We start from the raw sequence: 16,011 nt of genomic DNA, 5'->3' as shown, positions 1-16,011 counted from the left end.
GAAGGCCGGGTCCCTCGGGACCCGGCCTTCCGGTGTGTGCGACCCGTGCCTAATGCACAGGAAGGGGCACTTCGTTGGGCGCTGCCGCGGGGGTGCCGTGCGGGTTCGAGAGCGACACGCCATGGCCCATCCGCCGGAAGAGCAGCGCCGCGAGGATCGCGCCGACGGCGAAGAAGCCGGCGCCCCACCAGTATGCGACCGCGTAGCTGTGGATCGCGGCATCCGCGGCCACCGCAGCGGTGAGCGGGGTGTTCGCGGCCAGGAAGTTCGTCGCGGCGGTCGCGGCGAGCGTGTTGAGCAGTGCGGTGCCGATCGACCCGCCGACCTGCTGGCTCGTGTTCACCATCGCGGAGGCGACCCCGGCGAACTGCCGGTCGACGCCGAGCGTCGCCGTCTGCATCGAGGCGGGCATGATTGAGCCCATCGCGAAGCCGAGGATCATCAGGGGCGGCAGCACGTCGGCGGCATAGGTGCTGCCCAGGTCGAGATGGGTCAGGTAGATCATCCCGAGCGCTCCGAGCGTCATGCCGAACGGCACCATGATCTTCGGGCCGAACCGGGGCACGAAGATGTTCGTCGACAACTGGGCCGCGACGACGAGCATCGCAATCATCGGCAGGAACGACAGTCCGGTCTGGACCGGGGTGTAGCCCAGCGAGACCTGCAGGTAGTACGTGACGAACAGGAAGATGCCGAACATGCCTGCACCGGCGATCAGCACCGAGAGGTACGCGGCACCGCGGTTGCGGTCGAGCACGATCACGAGCGGCAGAAGCGGATGCGCGGCACGGCGCTGCCACAGCACGAACGCGACGAGAAGCACGACGGCCCCCGCGAGCATGCCCCAGGTCAGCGGCGAGTCCCAGCCGTCGGTCTCGGCGTTGGAGAAGCCGTAGACGAGGCCGAAGAGGGCTCCGGAGACCAGGATCGTGCCGGGAATGTCGAGCTTCGGGCGCGGGCCGGTGCGCTCGAGGTGGTCGACGAAGACGATCGCACCGATCACCCCGATCACGGCGATGGGGATGTTGATGTAGAGGTTCCAGCGCCAGTCGAGGTTCTGGGTGAGGAAACCGCCCAGAAGCAGTCCGACGGCGCCGCCGGCACCGGCGATCGCTCCGAAGATTCCGAAGGCACGGGCGCGTTCCTTCGGGATGGTGAACGTCGTCGTGAGCACGGCGAGGGCGGTCGGGGCGAGGAGGGCGCCGAACGCGCCCTGCAGGGCGCGGGCGCCGACGAGCAGCCCGAAGGTGCCTGCCGCACCGCCGAGCGCCGAGGCGGCTGCGAAGCCGATCAGTCCGATGATGAAGGTGCGCTTCCGGCCGATCAGGTCGGACAGACGTCCGCCGAGCAGGAGGAGGCTCGCGAAGGCGAGGGAATACGCGGTGATGATCCACTGGCGGTCTCCGTTGGAGAAGCCGAGGTCGGTCTGCGCGGAGGGCAGGGCGATGTTGACCACGGTCGAGTCGAGCACGACCATGAGCTGGGCGAGGGCAACGGTGCTGAGGGTCCACCAGCGCCGAGAATGCGGCACGGGGGGGCTCGTTAGAGTGGACGAAGTGGCGGAAGTCTTTGGCATGAAGGCGACTATATACGATACTGTGGAGTTCCGGATCTTAACAGTTCCTGAATTTACCTCCGGGTAACATTCGATCAGAGGATTTCGATCAGAAAGTGGTGAGTGTGGCGACGACGCAGCTCGATCCCGCCGAGGAGACGGAGCCCGTCAAGCTCGGACGCAGACGGGACCACACCCGCGATCCTGACATCCTCGCCGCTGCCGTCGACGTGCTCGCCGAATGCGGGTATGACGGCATGACCATCGACATGGTCGCGGCCCGGGCAAAAGCAGGCAAGGCCACCCTCTACCGGCGATGGCCGTCGAAGGGCGAACTCGTCATCGACGCGGTCGCGTGCATGAAGAACGGTGACCTGAACCTGTCCCAGCTTCCGGACACCGGCACACTGCGCGGGGATCTGATCGCCATGATCAAGCCGCACTCGATCGAGGACGGCGAGAAGAAGCTCCGGGTCATCGCCGGCCTGATGTCCCTCCTCGCCCACTCGCCCGAGCTCGCCGAGACCGCCCGCCTCTCCGTCGTCGAACCCCGGGTGACCGCGCATCGCTTCCTGTTGCGCCGGGCCGTCGAGCGCGGCGAGATCTCATCGCACTGCGACGTTGACAACCTGTCGACCGTGACCACAGCCATGGCCTCCATGCGGATCCTGTTCGAGCGGAAGACCATCGACAGGGAATTCCTGATCTCCTTGATCGACGGGGTGATCCTGCCCGCGGTGGGCCTGGGTGCCGGCCCGGCGGCCGGCCCGGACGCGGAGTCGCCTGCTGCAGGGGATACGGCCGTCACAGCACGTTGATCGCGCTGGCCCGCCAGCGGTTGTCGAGGCCCTCGAGGCGCAGCGCCACCGCGCGCACGCGCACCTTGCTGTGCACGATGACCACGGCTTCGACCACCCCGTCCCTCGGTTCCGTGATGGTGACCCTGCCGATGGAGATCGTGGGCCGCTGTGCCCGGAGGCCTTTGACCGCCCGTGCCCGGTTGGAGAGGACGACCCGTTTCAGCAGGTGCCTGTAGACATCGTCGCTCACCCAGCGCGCGAGCTGGTCGAGTTCGCGAGCCCCGGAGAGCACCTCGATCACGCACCGCGTGAGGTTGATGAGCAGCGGCTCCGGGTCCGGCAGTTGCCCGCGGGAACTCGGCTGCTGCCCGAAGTAATCCTCCTCGGCGAACCGCTCCACTCGGGCGCTCGCCTGCTCACTCTTGCCGACTGAATCGCTCATGACTCCTCCGGGGGTTCCGGGTGCTGAGGTACAGGTTCGCTACTCAACCAGCGGATGCCCGCTGTGTCGAGCGCTTATATGTCCTGTGGATAACACGGCTGGCCGGTTCGCGGCGAGTTAGCGTCGTGTGTGTGCGCTGGGACAACCTGTTCGACGACCTCGAGGGACAGCTCGAACACGAGCTGAACGCCGAGGACCTCGAGCTGCGCGCGGAAGAGGAACGGCTCCGGCTCGGCCGGTTGTCTCTTCGGCACCGGCTGATGAGCCTGGGCGCCGGCGCGGGCCCGCGCGCCGGCGGCGGTGTCGTGCGGCTGGTGCTCACCTCCGGGGCAACGCTGGCCATCCGCCCGACGACGTTCGGGCGGGACTGGCTCGCCGCCGAGATCCTCGAAACGCCCACTGCGTCGGCCGGGACGGCCCGGCCCGGTGTCCCCGCCCTGGGCGCTCCGCAGTGCGTCGTTCCGATCGCGGCGATCGCCGGGGTGATCCTGCAGTCTGCGGAGGTGCGCGCCTCCCTCGCCGCGCCCGCGGAACCCGGGTCGGGGGTCGTCGACCGGATCGGGTTCGCCTTCGTGCTTCGCGACCTGGCCAGGCGACGCAAGTTCGTCGAGGTGCACACCCCGGGTGGTCTCCTCAGCGGAACGATCGACAGGGTCGGTCGCGACCACATCGACCTCGCGATGCACGACCGCGGGGTGCCGCGCCGTACCTCGGAGGTGCGGCAGTACCGGATCATTCCCCTCGCCGAGATCCGGCTGCTGTGCCTGCCCTGACCGCGCAGGCCCCGGTTCAGTCGGGCGGCCGGATGATCGTGCCGCCGGAGAGCTCGGGGATGTTCGCGTAGTCGGACTGCTCCCACAGCGACAGCCGTCTGGCCTCTTCGTACTTGGCCTCGATGTACGACTCGAGCACGACCCGCTCCACGCGCCAGTGCTGCATCCGCTCGGGCGCAGACGGGCCGATCCGGATGGCAGGAAGCTCGCCCGTGTGCACAAGCTCGCTGACCTCGGACGCGGTGAGGGCGAGTATGTCGGCGGTGTCCGCGAGGGTGAGGAAGCGGCCCAGCCCACGATAGGCGTCGGGAGCGTTCATGCTTCGATTATCGGGGGTTCCTGCGGCGTTCCGCCGGGAAAACGACAGCCTGTGGATAACTTTCCCGCCGTGGGCCGGGAACGGCGACGATAGAGACCACTGATCAGGCGGGCGGCGGCAGCTGCCCGCGCCGAGGAGAGGGGCGACCATGGTCTCGAGGCCGAATCGCGCACGACGCCCGGGAGTCTGGTTCGACCCGCGCCTGCTCATCGGCCTGGTGCTCGTGCTCGGTGCGGTCGGCGGCGTCTCTGCGGTCGTCGCAGGCAGCGACCGCACGACCGCCGTCTACGCCGCCCGTGGCGCCCTCATCGTCGGCGACCGGGTCACGGCCGCAGACCTCGAGCTCAGCCAGGTCCGCCTCGACGGGGCGCTCCCGCTCTACGTGACCCCCGAGCGGATGCCCGCGGACGGCCTGGTCCTGGCCCGGACCGTCTCCGCCGGCGAGCTGATCCCGGTGTCCGCGGTCGGCGCATCCGCTGACGCCGGCGAGACGACGGTCGTCGTCGAACCGACGGACGCCCTCGCGCAGGCCGTCGCGCCTGGCGCCGTTGTCGACGTGTGGTCGTCGCCGCAGACCGAGCGGGGTGCGTTCGGGCCGCCTGCGGTGCTCGTCGGGCAGGCCGGGGTGGTGCGCGTGCTCGAGCCGGGCGGTCTCTCGGTGGGAGCCGGCCGCCGCTCGGTCGAGCTCCGGGTGCCCAGGGAGGCCGTCGCCGCCGTGCTCACCGCGATCGCCAACGGAGCGGCGATCGCGGTCGTTCCGGCCAACCAGCCCCTCGGCGGTTGATCGTGGCCCGGCTGCTGCTCGCGCTCGACCGTTCGACGGAGGACCGCCTCCTCGCAGACATCGTGCAGTACGGGCACGCCGTCCTCGCCCGGCTTTCGGGGGCAGCGGAACTGCTCGCGGTCCTGGACCGCACCGAGGCCGACGTCGCACTCCTGAGCGCGGGACGGGGGACGCTGAGTGCCGCCGTGATCCGGGCGTGCGACGAGCACGGCGTGCGCGTGATCGCCCTCGCCGCGACCGACCAGGATCGCAGGAACGCGGCGGGACTCGGCCTCCTCGACGTGATCGACGCAACGGCGGATTGGGCGGGCATCGAGGCGGTGATCGAGGCCGGCGTGGTGATCCCGTTGCGGGTCGCCGAGCGGGAAGCCACGCGCACACTGTCCGCTCGCGGCACTGTGATCGCGGTCTGGGGGCCCTCCGGCGCGCCGGGCCGCACGACGCTCGCGATCAACATCGCCGCCGAGGTCGCGGCGGTGGGTCACACCGTGGCGCTCGTCGACGTCGACAGCTACGGAGGTGGGATCGCGCCGGCCCTCGGGATGCTCGACGAATCACCCGGTTTCGCCGCGGCCTGCCGCCTCGCCGGGACCGACAGCCTCACCCGCCCGGAACTCGAACGCATCGCGCAGCGCTACACCTCTCCGCGCGGCGCGTTCTGGGTGCTCACGGGCATCGGGCGGCCCTCGCGCTGGCCGGAGCTGTCGGGCGAGCGCGTCTCGAAGACCATCGAGGTGCTGCGGAACTGGGTCGACTACGTCGTTCTCGACACCGGGTTCAGCCTCGAAAGCGACGAGGAGATCTCGAGCGACCTGTTCGGCGCAGTAGGCACCGGTATTGACGTATCGGACTGGTTGCCTCATAGTGAGGCCCATAAGCGGAGAGAAATACCTGATGAGCAGCAAAATTGGAGCATACCAGCGGATTAGTTTCGACGGAGAGGGCGATGGATTGGGTGTCGCCAGGCAGCTTGAGGACACGCACAAGCTCGCAGAGATACGTGGATGGTCAATTATTCGCGACTATACAGACAACAACTTCAGCGCCTTCAAGAAGCACATTGTGCGGCCTCAGTTCGAGCAGATGATCCTCGATCTTAAGGCAGGCATCATCGATGGCATAGTCGCGTATGACCTAGATCGCATTGCTCGACAACCAAGTGATCTCGAACGCCTAATTGCTATCTACGAGGATCACGCTGAACTGACATTTGCAACAGTTCAGGGGGATATAGATCTTGCTGGTGAGGGAATCACTATGGCTCGTATCATGGTGGCTTTCGCAAACAAGAGTTCCCGCGATACTAGTCGTCGGATTAAGAGGAAGCTTCTTGAGAACGCGCAGGAAGGTAAGCCCCACGGATCACCTATTCGACCCTATGGGTACAGCGATAACCCTATGATCCTTGATCCGCAGGAAGCACATGTTCTGAAGCTCATGGGTTCCTATCTGAAGAGTGGTTTTAGTTACTACGAGATCGCAAAGCGACTGACTGAGCTAGGTCTACCGACACGTGCTGGAAAACCTTGGGAACCAAGTACGATTCGCAAACACCTTACTAATCCTCGACATGCTGGGTTCAGGGTTCTTGAAGGCGTCAAGTACAAAGGTAAGTGGGAGCACGTCTTTGAAGATGATGACTGGCTTATCATGCAGGCAATCATCCAGCGTCGACATGAGAATATACGTGGAAGGCCGAATAATAGCCGATACCTACTGACTCGCCTGTTGAAGTGCAAGAAGTGTGGGGGAGATCTATTTGGTATGACAAAGCGTGACGCTAGTTCAAGACCGCTCAGACGTACGTATCAGTGCCGAGGATGCAATGGAATGTGTATTGGTGCTGACCCACTTGACCACTTCATCCGTGAGTCTGTCATATTTCGGTTGGACAGTGAGTTGATGGGTGAAGTACTGCAAGCTCAAAAGTCAGAGGGACCTATCCTCCTAAGGATGCTAGAAGAACAGCGACGGTTGAAAGCACGTATTGATGTGATGTTCGACTCTTTCGTTGATGGCAAGATCGACAAGCGTCAATTTGCATATGCACAAGACCGACTTAACCAGAAGATCACAGTACTTCAGCGTGACATTGATTCTCTGTATAAGACGCAGACACGAGTCTCTCTCAAGCCAGGTGAAACTATTCGAGATGCCTGGAATAGTAACCCTGATGGATGGCGTCGTGAACTAACTGACATGTTCATTGAGAAGATTGATGTCGATTCATCTGATGAGAAGCCTTATTACACGCTTGATGACGGTAGTCGTCGTCGTTTTGCACCATCACGCATCACAATAAAGTGGAAGATATAACCTGTAATAAAGCCTGCTCAAGGGCTTCTTTGTTATCTACCTTCAAAGGTACTGCGCTTGCAGTAGTCGAGCCTTCTAGGTAAGTAACAAGTTCACTAGGTTTCATTTATACCCTAATTATACTCGCCCCTGTTGAAAGCTATGTTGTACTTTCTACAATTTACGGACTCATGCCGATATGTGTAAATGGGGTCAAGTGATAGCACCCCGCTATCGCTCGTAGATTGATTGGAAGTGATACCAATGGCAAGAGTTTCAAAGATGGTGTCCGACATCACTGGTGCCGAAGCGCCGGAAGACGACTTCGTGCAGCTGGTCGTTCGGAACCACAAGGCCGTTGACGAAGCCAAGCAGCTCGATGTTCTCCCCGGGGAGATCGCAGCTTTGAAAGAAGCCGCTGATCTCGTCATCCTCGAAGTCAAGAACAACGGTGACTCGCGTCAGATCGTGACAACGCTCGCTGAGTTTCGCAAGGTCGTTCCTGACGAGATCATCGTCGGCGCGCAAGGGACTCGTGGGCGTCGAATCGGCGTCAGCCCCAAGGCATAACCCCTCAACCCTCTTCAACATCTCAGTTCAAAATGAGCCGGAAAAGAAGGATGAGGTGACTACATCTACTGCCCCTACTTAGCTTGAGAAGTCTTCTCGCTAGGTAGGGGCTTCCCTTTTATTCGGACGCTAGATCTTCATTGCTGGCTAATTTTTTAGGATCATCAACAAGACCAAGATCGAGGTGACCTTCGACAATATCTAGCATCTCGTCTACTCCCGCATTTATATTCATCGCCGGGGAATCAGGAGAAAGCTCGCTCAACATGACTTTCTGAGCCCAACTCAGATCTCTGATCATCCCGTAAATACTGAACAGGTGAAAGTCGACGTTATGCACTAAATCTTTGAAATCCTGTGGTCCGACTACTTGACCAGTTTCTAGACTGGGCAATTGCTTTGCCTTATCAGCAATCTCCTCAATTACTTCAGCTTGTCGCTGCATTAGAGCAGACAATTCGTACAGTTCTGGCTTATTTTCAGTCATGTGCTCATTCTCTCGTCAAATGGGAAAAACCCGTCACCATTTCGGTAACGGGTCTTCCACTTTCAGGCAGGAACTACACGGGCACGGATCACAGCTGCCCAGCGATCGAACTTCACGAGTGCTGCGTTGACTGCTTCCCAGTAGTCCTCGTAGACCATGGAGTTGCTGTTGAACGCGTCGTCGTTGTCTGCCGTCTGGTACTCAGCCTTGTAGGACTTCGTATTGAACAGCAGGGTGATCAGCTCGTCAGGGACGCTCTTGGTGTCTCCTTCGGCATCAGGTAGCCCGATGAGCACTACGTCACCGCCGATAGTGTCTCGGTGCCTCATATAGGGGCAGGCAAGCCACCAGGCGAGTGTCGCGCGTCGGTTCATTGGCGCACCGACTAGCTTGCTCTCGTCGTGGGCGAAGAACGAAGCGCCCAGAGATCCAAGGTCGATAGCTTCTATGTAGCCGCCGACTACCTCCTGGTACTCACTGAGGCCTCGGAACTCTCTTTGAAAGATCGGCTGATCTTCATCAGCTGGGATCACGATGCCAGTAACCATGTGCTCCACATCCTTATCGTGGGTTGTACCTATCGCCATTTAGCGACAGGATTCAAATCACGATCAATTCCCTCGAATTCGAGGGAATTAGAACTGCTACTTCTTGATCTTCTTCGCCTTGTACCCAGCGCTGTAAGGGCACCCCTTAGCGAAACACTGAGTTCTGCTAGGACTGAGGAGGTGACCGTTACGGCAGGCCTTGGCGCCCTTCTGCACAGTAGAAGCGACTACTTCATCTAGGCCGGCTACCTCGATTGGCTTCCGCAGATCAGTAATGGTCTTTGTACCGTCTTGAATCTCAGCGATGAAGTCCACCAGGTCAGAGAACCTAAGTACGGCCAGGTCATCCAGTATGCCGCCGTTGTCATCTTCCAAACGAACGACGAGTGTTGGGATGCGACCTAGACTCGCGCCCTGTACCGTCTGCTTCCAGAACTCACGGAGCTTGATCGTCTTATGGTTCTTAGCTTCGATGTCGAGGGGGGTATCCCTGAAGAAATCGGTCAGGTCCATTTTCTGGTGACTACCTGCCCCGCTGCGCTTGTCCCGTGCTACTCGTGCGCCTAGCTTCTTGCGGAGCAACGTGGCTATATCGTTTTCCAGGCTGACGCCTCGCTCAGACGACAGGCTCACGATTTCTTACGCCTAATCAGCAAGATGATCAAAAAAGTAGTGAAGACTACTCCTAGTACAAGACCTGATATTAGTAGACCAATCCAAATTGGTGAAAGTACCCACCACCACGACCATGTGATGACTCCTACGAGCTTTAGTACTATAAAGACGATTACTAATATTAGACCTATGTCGCTAGTGATGCTAAACGATGATGTTGCAGTGCTCATGAATGATTCCCCTGTTTAGTTATAAATTGCGATCAGATCCCCGCCTCTCAACAAGGGCGGCGATCTGACCTGACTGACTTACTGAACAAGCACCGTGACTTTGGGATTCATCCCAGCATTTAGGAGCTATATAGGACAGTGGAAGCTGCCCTTGTGTTCGTCTCCGGTTACACACTCATCGGCTTTCTAATTCACCTAGGGTTCGTGCTACCCGCATTCTCACGATGCTTGTTCAATAAATCATCTTGTAAAGGTACGACTCGGCAGTGCTTAGTTACGTTGCGCACTTCATACGTCTGCCACGATGGTTGACGCTCACCGAGTACGTGCTACTTGTAATTGCTAGAGGCGAACAAGGTTGCACAAAATTGAACGGTACCGGCTATCTGTTTTTGCAGCTTGCGTTCTCTAGAACGACGATTCAGCTGTGCCACTCTGCGCGGGTCTGGCTCTGAATCGAGTCGAGCGATGAAGGGGACGATTGTCGTCACTATCTCGTTCGGCTCTCCTTTGGTAATCACCATAGATGGATCTCCGGCGCTTATTGTGGAGTCTTCAGCCATTAAGGTCAAGACCAATCTGCGACCGTAGATTTTCGTCCAATCGATGATGTCTTGTACGGGGTCAGCTTGAGGGGTCACTTATTTGAGTTCCTTACCAAGTGAGTCGACTTCTTTGCCTCCTAGGCCGAAAGCCTTCCCAAACACATAAGGCGCAGAAATGCCTACCTTATGGAGACCAATTCCACTCCACTCACTCAAATTCCAAAGTTGTCTATAGAACCATCTACTCATTCCTGTTTCCCTTTCTGTTGATTAGTAAGCTTAAACATCATTTTTAGTATTATGTTACAAGTATTAATGTCACTTTCACCTGTGTGATATTGATAACCTAGTTCTTTAGATATAAAACGATAAACATCTTTGCGACTGTGTCCTTGTACTCTCCATAACGGGTCAATTTTTGCATGTACAGCCATACGAGCTTTTCTAAGAGGTTCGTCTGCCATACTGCCAAGAGGTTGCCGTGTATTATTATGGCAACCTACGTAAGTATCATGTTCCTTACAGTAGTAACACATATATGATTTGCCGTAGTTACGTCCATATTTTTCTTTATTCTCGACCCATGGAGCTGGTTTACCATCATTTGGGCAAATAACAATGTAGTTTGTGCTAATCATTACAATCCTTTCTGTTGATTAGTAAGCTGAGTAATACGGTCAGCAACAGTTCCGTATTCCCAATCAACAGGAATAGCAAGCTCGGATGAAGCTACATCGTCATATGATACAAATACTGCGTTTAGCTCATCTAGCCGTGCTTCCCTGATTAAAGTAGCGATGAGTTGCTGGATTTCTCTGACCTGTTCCTGTTTTTCTGGGAACATATTTTTGTATGGTAGTGGTGCTAATTGGTCTCGTATAATGTTCGCTATTGCATCTAGTTCTTTATCTTGTGACATTACTTGTTCTCCTTCTTAGTGGGTAGTTCCTTAGCTTCATGCAATGCGAGTGTGAGCTTTAGGAGGGCTTTCAACGGGGTGTCAGCTTCAGACCATAACTTAAATGGTTTTCTTGCTTGGTCTGAAGGTTGGAATAGCTCACCCATCGGACAGTACAATGCAATCCATAGATCATCAGCGATCGGTTTAAGTTCAAGATCATACGAGTGAACTCCAAAGACTTTCTTTGGCAACTTCTCTAGTAGGTAGTCGGAGGTGTAGAGAGGAGTATCATTACCAGAACGAAACGAATAAGCCATACCGTAATCTTCGTACTCATTTTCAGCAAACACCTCGTCATCACGATAGAACTGTAGTGTATCTTCCCATCCAGTTTTCTCGTACACTTCCTTACATAGCTCAAATAGTTCGTCTGTCTCGGTACTCATGTTATTTGTTCTCCCAGAGAGTTAGACGTTGCTCTCTCTTGATCGAATTGTGAAGTAACACACCTGTCTGAGACTGACCCGTTGCTATTTCATCAAGTACCGCTACGTCTTTACCAATAATATACTTATCAACAACTTGTTTGATAGCTTCTTTAGCCTCAGCTTCGATGGTATTAGTTGATGTGTTATAGCTTTCTGTCTGGATCTTCCATCTGAAGTTATTGAGAATTGTCTCTAGCTCTTTATCGAACTCTGTCTGGGTACTCATTCTTGTTCCTCCTTAGGCTGTTCACGCCCTGCTTTTAATATCGTTCCTGTCGTCGCCAGTACTTGCCGGATCGCCTTGTCGTCTGGTGTCTCGCCCCGTAGCCAGGTCTGGATGTAAGCGCGGCTCTCAGGGGCATCCATCTGATCTAGCGCATTGAGCTCATTCATCACCAGGTATGCCGTACCTTCAGCTCCGAACTCCATCAGTCCTCGGTGGGACTGGTACTCGGCTAAACCCTCAGGCGTCGTGTGCTTCATTGCGACGTGCGCCATCTCGTGGATCGTCGTCTTGAACGGATATGCAGCAACTGGGTTGATTGCGATCTCATTGCCGCGTGAGTAGCCTTGGCTGTTTCCGTTGAAGTTCTCGAACGCCACTTGCTGAATCCCTAGGGTGCCCATTGCACGCTCTCTGGACCACTCAGGCGGCTCGTACTGCGGTAAGTCCTCACCGTCTGTGTCTGCCAGCTCGAAGACGCTGTTGACCCACTTGAAGCCCTTGACCTTGTTCTCGATCAGACCTTCACGGTTCGCCTCTTTGTAGAGAAGAGGAACTTGCACGGCCATCGCTTTTGATCCCTTGCGTACCTGGCGTCCTAGCTCTAACCATTTCTTGTACGGCGCTACTGGACCTGTGGCTCCTTGCATGAAGAGAGCAATCTGATTGCCCATACTGTACTGCCTGAAGCGGCTATAGGTAGCTCCAAGCGCACCCGGCATTGTCAGCGCCGTTTCAAGTAGTGCTGCCCACTCAACTTCCTGCGGGTTGAACTTCTCGGGTGGCCGGCTGTTGGTTAGAAGCTCTGTCATTCATGTGGTTCCTGTTTAGTTTGATTCTCAATTGCTCGTTGGTCGCATTCAAAGTCCCTTCGGTTCCTGATCAGAGCAACGATGCTCAGCAGGGAAGGGAAGTCTTGGGCGAATTGACCGATTACGTCTAGGTGCTGCTCTACAGTCACGAGTGCGCTGTCACTGAACTTCTCCTGGTCCGCGTATTCCGTTGACTTGTGAAGCTCTCGCGTAGTGAGCTCAATAGCTACGTCTTGCTTCAAGCGCTCAGAGGGACCCATCGTCCGTGTTCTGCTTTAGATCGTTCAGTAGAAGTATCGCAATGTCTACGGCTGTAAGGCCAAACCTGATTGCTTCTGGAAAGTTCTTCATGAGGTACTGGGCTAGTCGCTCAGTCTCTTGTTCTGCGTTTGGCATCTTGGTTCTCCATATTCAGTTGTTGTTCGGTCCTGGCCTGAATCGACCGTCGCGGCATAGTCCTAATAGGAGTTAGTTATATTTCCGCGACGTTCGAGCCAAGCCGGGACGGTTCTTTACTTTTTGCAGCCATTCTGTCCTTATTTCACTTTTAGGCAGATAGTGCTTGTTTTATCTAATTCTTGATTTGATTGTGACGTCTCCACAGTAGTTCCTTGACTAATTCACGCCGTTCTATATATGCAGACAATGTGTTTCGGTTTACGTCAAGTAATCGTGCAATAGCTGACTTTGGAACTCGTTTCATCATCATTGTCAAGATTTCCTCATCCTTACCCCAAAGCTTCAGATTCTCAACAGTGTGACTTCCGACTGGGCGTCCTAGGATGACTCCCTCTGCCTTCTTGCGTGCTAGCGCTTCCTTGGTTCTTGCTGAAATGAGATCGCGCTCGATCTCAGCTGCTAAGCCGAAGGCAAAAGCGATGACTTTTGAGTTGATGTTGTCACCGAAGACATGGCCACCCTTTACTGTCATTATCGTGACGCCACGCTTAGTTGCATCTTCAATGGTTGTAAGAACTGCTGTGAGGCTTCGAGAGATCCGGCTGACTTCTGATACGACTAATGTGTCGCCATCTTCCAGTGAGGCGAGCAGGTCGCCGATCTTTCGATCTTTGACTGCTGCCTTACCAGTAATGACTTCAGCTACATATTCACTGATTTCTAAACCTTGCCGTACTGCGAACTGAGTAATCTCATATCGCTGATTCTCGTGGTCTTGATGGTTGGTACTAACTCGAACATAGGCGACGACTTTACTCATAGAGGCCCATTCCAGCGGACATCAATAGCCAGACCTTTGATTGCAAATTGTTACTCAACTCCATACGCGGTTCACCAATCTGAATTGTGCAGTTGGCGTCGAACACCTCTTTTGTATGAGTGAAGATGTCTAGAGGGTCTGGACCCTTCAAGTCATACACAGTCGGCAACGATAGAACATACCCAGATCGTAGGGAGCGGAATGCTTCCTCAAATCCAGAGTTCTCTTCATCAGTTCGGATGTGAATGACTACCCGTGACATCTAGCTATTCCGTCCGACGATCTTGTTCCAGATCGAGTGCTTAGCCACTGCTGGTTCAGCTTCTTCCTGTACTAGCTCAGCTTCTTTTGATGCAGCTGGTCGGCGCTTTGAGATGTAACCACCCTTAGCTCCAGCTACTCGTGCCAGCTCCGGGTTAGCTGCAAAACCTGCTGCCTTGATCCCGCCCTTTTGGTAGTCAGGGCCTTTGCCGTTAGACCCACCTTTGCGTCCGATCTTCTTGTAAAAGTCTGGATCACTTGCCAGGTTCTTGTCCCTCGCCTTTAGACCTCCAACTTGATTGCCCGGCATTAGCCTCGGCTCCAAAACATCTTGCGCTTGTTTGCTTTAGCTGCGATGAGCTGGTTCTGTACGCTAATTCGTTCGTTCAGCTGTTTCTCAAATTCCAGCATCTGCCGCTGAGTCATAGGTTTGTCCATCTCAGCTTCATGGTCGTCAATCATCATCTGGATTCTCTTCTCATTGTGCGCTTCTATCTTTTGCTGAAGGGTTTTTTCAGCGGTGACAGTGGGGCCATAGTTCGAAAAGTCTTTGTTGATGCCTAGCTGCTTCTGTCGAGCCTGTGCTGCGTGTTTCTGAGCTTCGTATGCTGCCCAGTTCTTGAGTTCGCTGATATTATTGACAGTTGCTTCGCTTGTGCCGTGCTGCCGTGCAATGCTATTAGGGTTGTAGTAGTTCGTCTCTGCCTGAGATCTGATTGCACGCTTGATAGCGCGGAACCTGGCTGCTGTCATATTTAGTCCTCGTCCCATTTAGTTCTTCTCCTGGGCACTTGGCCCTTTAGTTATTGGCTTCAACAGTGCAAGCAACTCTGCTCGACTATTGACGTTGCGACGGTTGCACGGCTCACATAGGCCGTCTTTGTCTACTGATGTAAAGGTGAGACAAGCAATGCAATCCGCATCGTTCGGGTACCGTTCACCGTGTACCAGGTCACGGGCTTCTTCCTCGCGTGCTTGCTCTTCTAGGGCCTCTGCTGTGAAGTCCAGGTCATCGACGTGCATTACGCGTCTTCCATAGCTTCAAGCTGTTCAATTGCCTGTGCTGCTGCCTTAGCTGTCGTTAGTTTCGGACCAAGTAGCTTCAACCAGGCGGCGTCCTTACCCTTGATAGGTGCAAGTTCTTCAATGCGGTCAAGCTGTTCTTCTGTCGGTGCATCGCTTACTGCTGTGGCCGGCGGCACGATAGCTGTCGGACTATCAGCGTCGGGATCTTCACCCTTCTCACTGATATTGAACTGTCGCATTAGGTAGTACTTCAATGCGGACGTTGCTGCCTTGTTGGTTCCCTTGTCATCGAATGACAGGGCTTCGCCTGTCCAAGGCACTGTGAACCTATCCTCTGGCTTGTCGGCATTGACCACGTTGAATGAGAAGTCGATGAGCGCGTGGTTTCCCTTGGCTCCGTACTTGCTCTCTACCTCATTGCGACTCTGCTTAGAGGCAACTTGCATGCGGGGGACGATTACCACTCCGTACTTGGCAAAGAGGCTTCGTAGCTCTCCTGCAACAGCTGCGTACTCGATGAACGCATAGCCCTGGTCTTTGTTCGTGCCGCCCTTTTTGATGAGGCCTACTTCGCCAGTGATCTTCGCAATCTTCTGGTAAAGGTTAAGAGTTGAAAAATCCTCTGCCATTACGCAATAGTTCCCCAGACGTTCGTCTTGCTTAGCACGATGTCTCGTAGCGTCTTTTTGACGTACTGGCGGGCTGTAGTGAAGTCGTGGCGCTTAGGTGTGAATGCGGATCGCTTTGCTTCTGCAATGCTGCGACGCATGTTCACGCGCTCTGCTGTGGCCTTACTCAGTTGTGCTCGTTTGCTTTGTAGATGTTTCATGTTGATCTGTTTCCCTTTTTAGTTGTAAATAGTTCCTGAGCAGTGTTGATCGAACTGGGATGAAGACGTTTCCATTTCGGAGAATCAGGTTCGCGGCCATTACTGACGGCGCTACCTTCTTACCTTGGAGGATTGTCTCTGCTCTTGCTGCCTCTGTGAGAACCTGTATGAGTTCTGCTTCGAAGCTGTACCCTGGGTTTGCGAGCTTGCGCCCCTTCTTCTTTTTCGGTATCCACCATTTGATTAGTGCCATTGTCGTGTGTCCTTAATGCTTCCCCCTTAGAAATAG

Annotated in this window: 22 protein-coding genes; 6 read left to right on the top strand and 16 right to left on the bottom strand. The window is 55.9% G+C overall.

Translation table 11 applies throughout. The features are described from left to right. Positions 1 to 49: 49 nt before the first annotated feature. Entirely contained in the window at positions 50 to 1,576 is a 1,527-nt protein-coding gene (locus RCH22_RS12555) for an MFS transporter (protein ID WP_327014265.1), read from the bottom strand. A gap of 104 nt (positions 1,577 to 1,680) precedes the next feature. On the opposite strand from RCH22_RS12555, the gene RCH22_RS12550 reads away from it, so the two are divergent. Next, positions 1,681 to 2,373: a TetR/AcrR family transcriptional regulator gene (locus RCH22_RS12550; RefSeq protein ID WP_327014264.1), complete on the top strand. Its 693-nt coding sequence runs from the start codon at positions 1,681 to 1,683 to the stop codon at positions 2,371 to 2,373. On the opposite strand, the gene RCH22_RS12545 is transcribed toward RCH22_RS12550, so the two are convergent. Next, positions 2,360 to 2,797 (bottom strand): Rv3235 family protein, encoded by a 438-nt coding sequence (locus tag RCH22_RS12545; protein ID WP_327014263.1) that lies wholly within the window; start codon positions 2,795 to 2,797, stop codon positions 2,360 to 2,362. The two genes, RCH22_RS12550 and RCH22_RS12545, sit on opposite strands and share 14 nt — an antisense overlap. 131 nt (positions 2,798 to 2,928) lie before the next feature. On the opposite strand from RCH22_RS12545, the gene RCH22_RS12540 reads away from it, so the two are divergent. Then, positions 2,929 to 3,570, top strand: a complete 642-nt coding sequence (locus tag RCH22_RS12540; RefSeq protein WP_327014262.1) for a hypothetical protein — start codon at positions 2,929 to 2,931, stop codon at positions 3,568 to 3,570. A 16-nt stretch (positions 3,571 to 3,586) separates the two neighbouring features. Here the strand turns inward: RCH22_RS12540 and RCH22_RS12535 are convergent, their stop codons facing one another. Next, positions 3,587 to 3,889: a helix-turn-helix domain-containing protein gene (locus tag RCH22_RS12535; protein WP_327014261.1), complete on the bottom strand. Its 303-nt coding sequence runs from the start codon at positions 3,887 to 3,889 to the stop codon at positions 3,587 to 3,589. Positions 3,890 to 4,037: 148 nt separating this feature from the next. Between RCH22_RS12535 and RCH22_RS12530 the strand changes: the two genes are divergently transcribed. The 4 genes from RCH22_RS12530 to RCH22_RS12515 all read left to right on the top strand — a co-directional run bounded on the left by RCH22_RS12530 (position 4,038) and on the right by RCH22_RS12515 (position 7,538). Next, positions 4,038 to 4,673: a hypothetical protein gene (locus RCH22_RS12530; protein WP_327014260.1), complete on the top strand. Its 636-nt coding sequence runs from the start codon at positions 4,038 to 4,040 to the stop codon at positions 4,671 to 4,673. A 2-nt stretch (positions 4,674 to 4,675) separates the two neighbouring features. Further along, positions 4,676 to 5,602, top strand: coding sequence for a hypothetical protein (locus RCH22_RS12525; RefSeq protein ID WP_327014259.1), 927 nt, complete (start codon positions 4,676 to 4,678; stop codon positions 5,600 to 5,602). Next, complete coding sequence (locus RCH22_RS12520; protein ID WP_327014258.1) at positions 5,568 to 6,989, top strand: recombinase family protein; 1,422 nt, start codon at positions 5,568 to 5,570, stop codon at positions 6,987 to 6,989. Before RCH22_RS12525 ends, RCH22_RS12520 begins: the two co-directional genes overlap by 35 nt. Before the next feature lie 261 nt (positions 6,990 to 7,250). Then, positions 7,251 to 7,538: a hypothetical protein gene (locus tag RCH22_RS12515; protein ID WP_327014257.1), complete on the top strand. Its 288-nt coding sequence runs from the start codon at positions 7,251 to 7,253 to the stop codon at positions 7,536 to 7,538. 118 nt (positions 7,539 to 7,656) lie between these two features. Here RCH22_RS12515 and RCH22_RS12510 read toward each other — a convergent pair whose 3' ends face one another. The 13 genes from RCH22_RS12510 to RCH22_RS12450 all read right to left on the bottom strand — a co-directional run bounded on the left by RCH22_RS12510 (position 7,657) and on the right by RCH22_RS12450 (position 15,975). Beyond that, positions 7,657 to 8,025 carry a hypothetical protein gene (locus RCH22_RS12510; protein ID WP_327014256.1) on the bottom strand — a complete coding sequence of 123 codons (369 nt, stop codon included), beginning with the start codon at positions 8,023 to 8,025 and terminating at the stop codon, positions 7,657 to 7,659. Between the two features lie 62 nt (positions 8,026 to 8,087). After that, a complete protein-coding gene (locus RCH22_RS12505; protein WP_327014255.1) occupies positions 8,088 to 8,573 on the bottom strand; it encodes a DUF3846 domain-containing protein in 486 nt (161 codons plus the stop codon). A gap of 96 nt (positions 8,574 to 8,669) precedes the next feature. Then, positions 8,670 to 9,086 carry a hypothetical protein gene (locus RCH22_RS12500; protein ID WP_327014254.1) on the bottom strand — a complete coding sequence of 139 codons (417 nt, stop codon included), beginning with the start codon at positions 9,084 to 9,086 and terminating at the stop codon, positions 8,670 to 8,672. Positions 9,087 to 10,208: 1,122 nt separating this feature from the next. After that, positions 10,209 to 10,601 (bottom strand): zinc-finger-containing protein, encoded by a 393-nt coding sequence (locus tag RCH22_RS12495; protein WP_327014253.1) that lies wholly within the window; start codon positions 10,599 to 10,601, stop codon positions 10,209 to 10,211. Further along, positions 10,601 to 10,882, bottom strand: coding sequence for a hypothetical protein (locus RCH22_RS12490; protein WP_327014252.1), 282 nt, complete (start codon positions 10,880 to 10,882; stop codon positions 10,601 to 10,603). Before RCH22_RS12490 ends, RCH22_RS12495 begins: the two co-directional genes overlap by 1 nt. Continuing rightward, complete coding sequence (locus tag RCH22_RS12485; protein WP_327014251.1) at positions 10,882 to 11,310, bottom strand: hypothetical protein; 429 nt, start codon at positions 11,308 to 11,310, stop codon at positions 10,882 to 10,884. The genes RCH22_RS12490 and RCH22_RS12485 overlap by 1 nt, the downstream gene beginning before the upstream one ends. Before the next feature lies 1 nt (position 11,311). Beyond that, positions 11,312 to 11,578 (bottom strand): hypothetical protein, encoded by a 267-nt coding sequence (locus RCH22_RS12480; protein ID WP_327014250.1) that lies wholly within the window; start codon positions 11,576 to 11,578, stop codon positions 11,312 to 11,314. Further along, positions 11,575 to 12,387 (bottom strand): ArdC family protein, encoded by an 813-nt coding sequence (locus RCH22_RS12475; RefSeq protein ID WP_327014249.1) that lies wholly within the window; start codon positions 12,385 to 12,387, stop codon positions 11,575 to 11,577. Before RCH22_RS12475 ends, RCH22_RS12480 begins: the two co-directional genes overlap by 4 nt. A 571-nt stretch (positions 12,388 to 12,958) precedes the next feature. Next, entirely contained in the window at positions 12,959 to 13,606 is a 648-nt protein-coding gene (locus tag RCH22_RS12470; protein ID WP_327014248.1) for a recombinase family protein, read from the bottom strand. Between the two features lie 262 nt (positions 13,607 to 13,868). Beyond that, entirely contained in the window at positions 13,869 to 14,177 is a 309-nt protein-coding gene (locus RCH22_RS12465) for a hypothetical protein (protein ID WP_327014247.1), read from the bottom strand. Beyond that, positions 14,177 to 14,620, bottom strand: coding sequence for a hypothetical protein (locus tag RCH22_RS12460; RefSeq protein WP_327014246.1), 444 nt, complete (start codon positions 14,618 to 14,620; stop codon positions 14,177 to 14,179). Before RCH22_RS12460 ends, RCH22_RS12465 begins: the two co-directional genes overlap by 1 nt. Before the next feature lie 269 nt (positions 14,621 to 14,889). Then, positions 14,890 to 15,522, bottom strand: coding sequence for an ERF family protein (locus RCH22_RS12455; protein WP_327014245.1), 633 nt, complete (start codon positions 15,520 to 15,522; stop codon positions 14,890 to 14,892). A 162-nt stretch (positions 15,523 to 15,684) separates the two neighbouring features. Further along, positions 15,685 to 15,975, bottom strand: a complete 291-nt coding sequence (locus RCH22_RS12450; RefSeq protein WP_327014244.1) for a hypothetical protein — start codon at positions 15,973 to 15,975, stop codon at positions 15,685 to 15,687. Positions 15,976 to 16,011 lie beyond the last annotated feature (36 nt).

It is taken from the genome of Cryobacterium sp. GrIS_2_6, assembly GCF_035984545.1.
Lineage (GTDB): Bacteria > Actinomycetota > Actinomycetes > Actinomycetales > Microbacteriaceae > Cryobacterium.
This window is presented reverse-complemented; position numbering and strand designations above follow the sequence as displayed.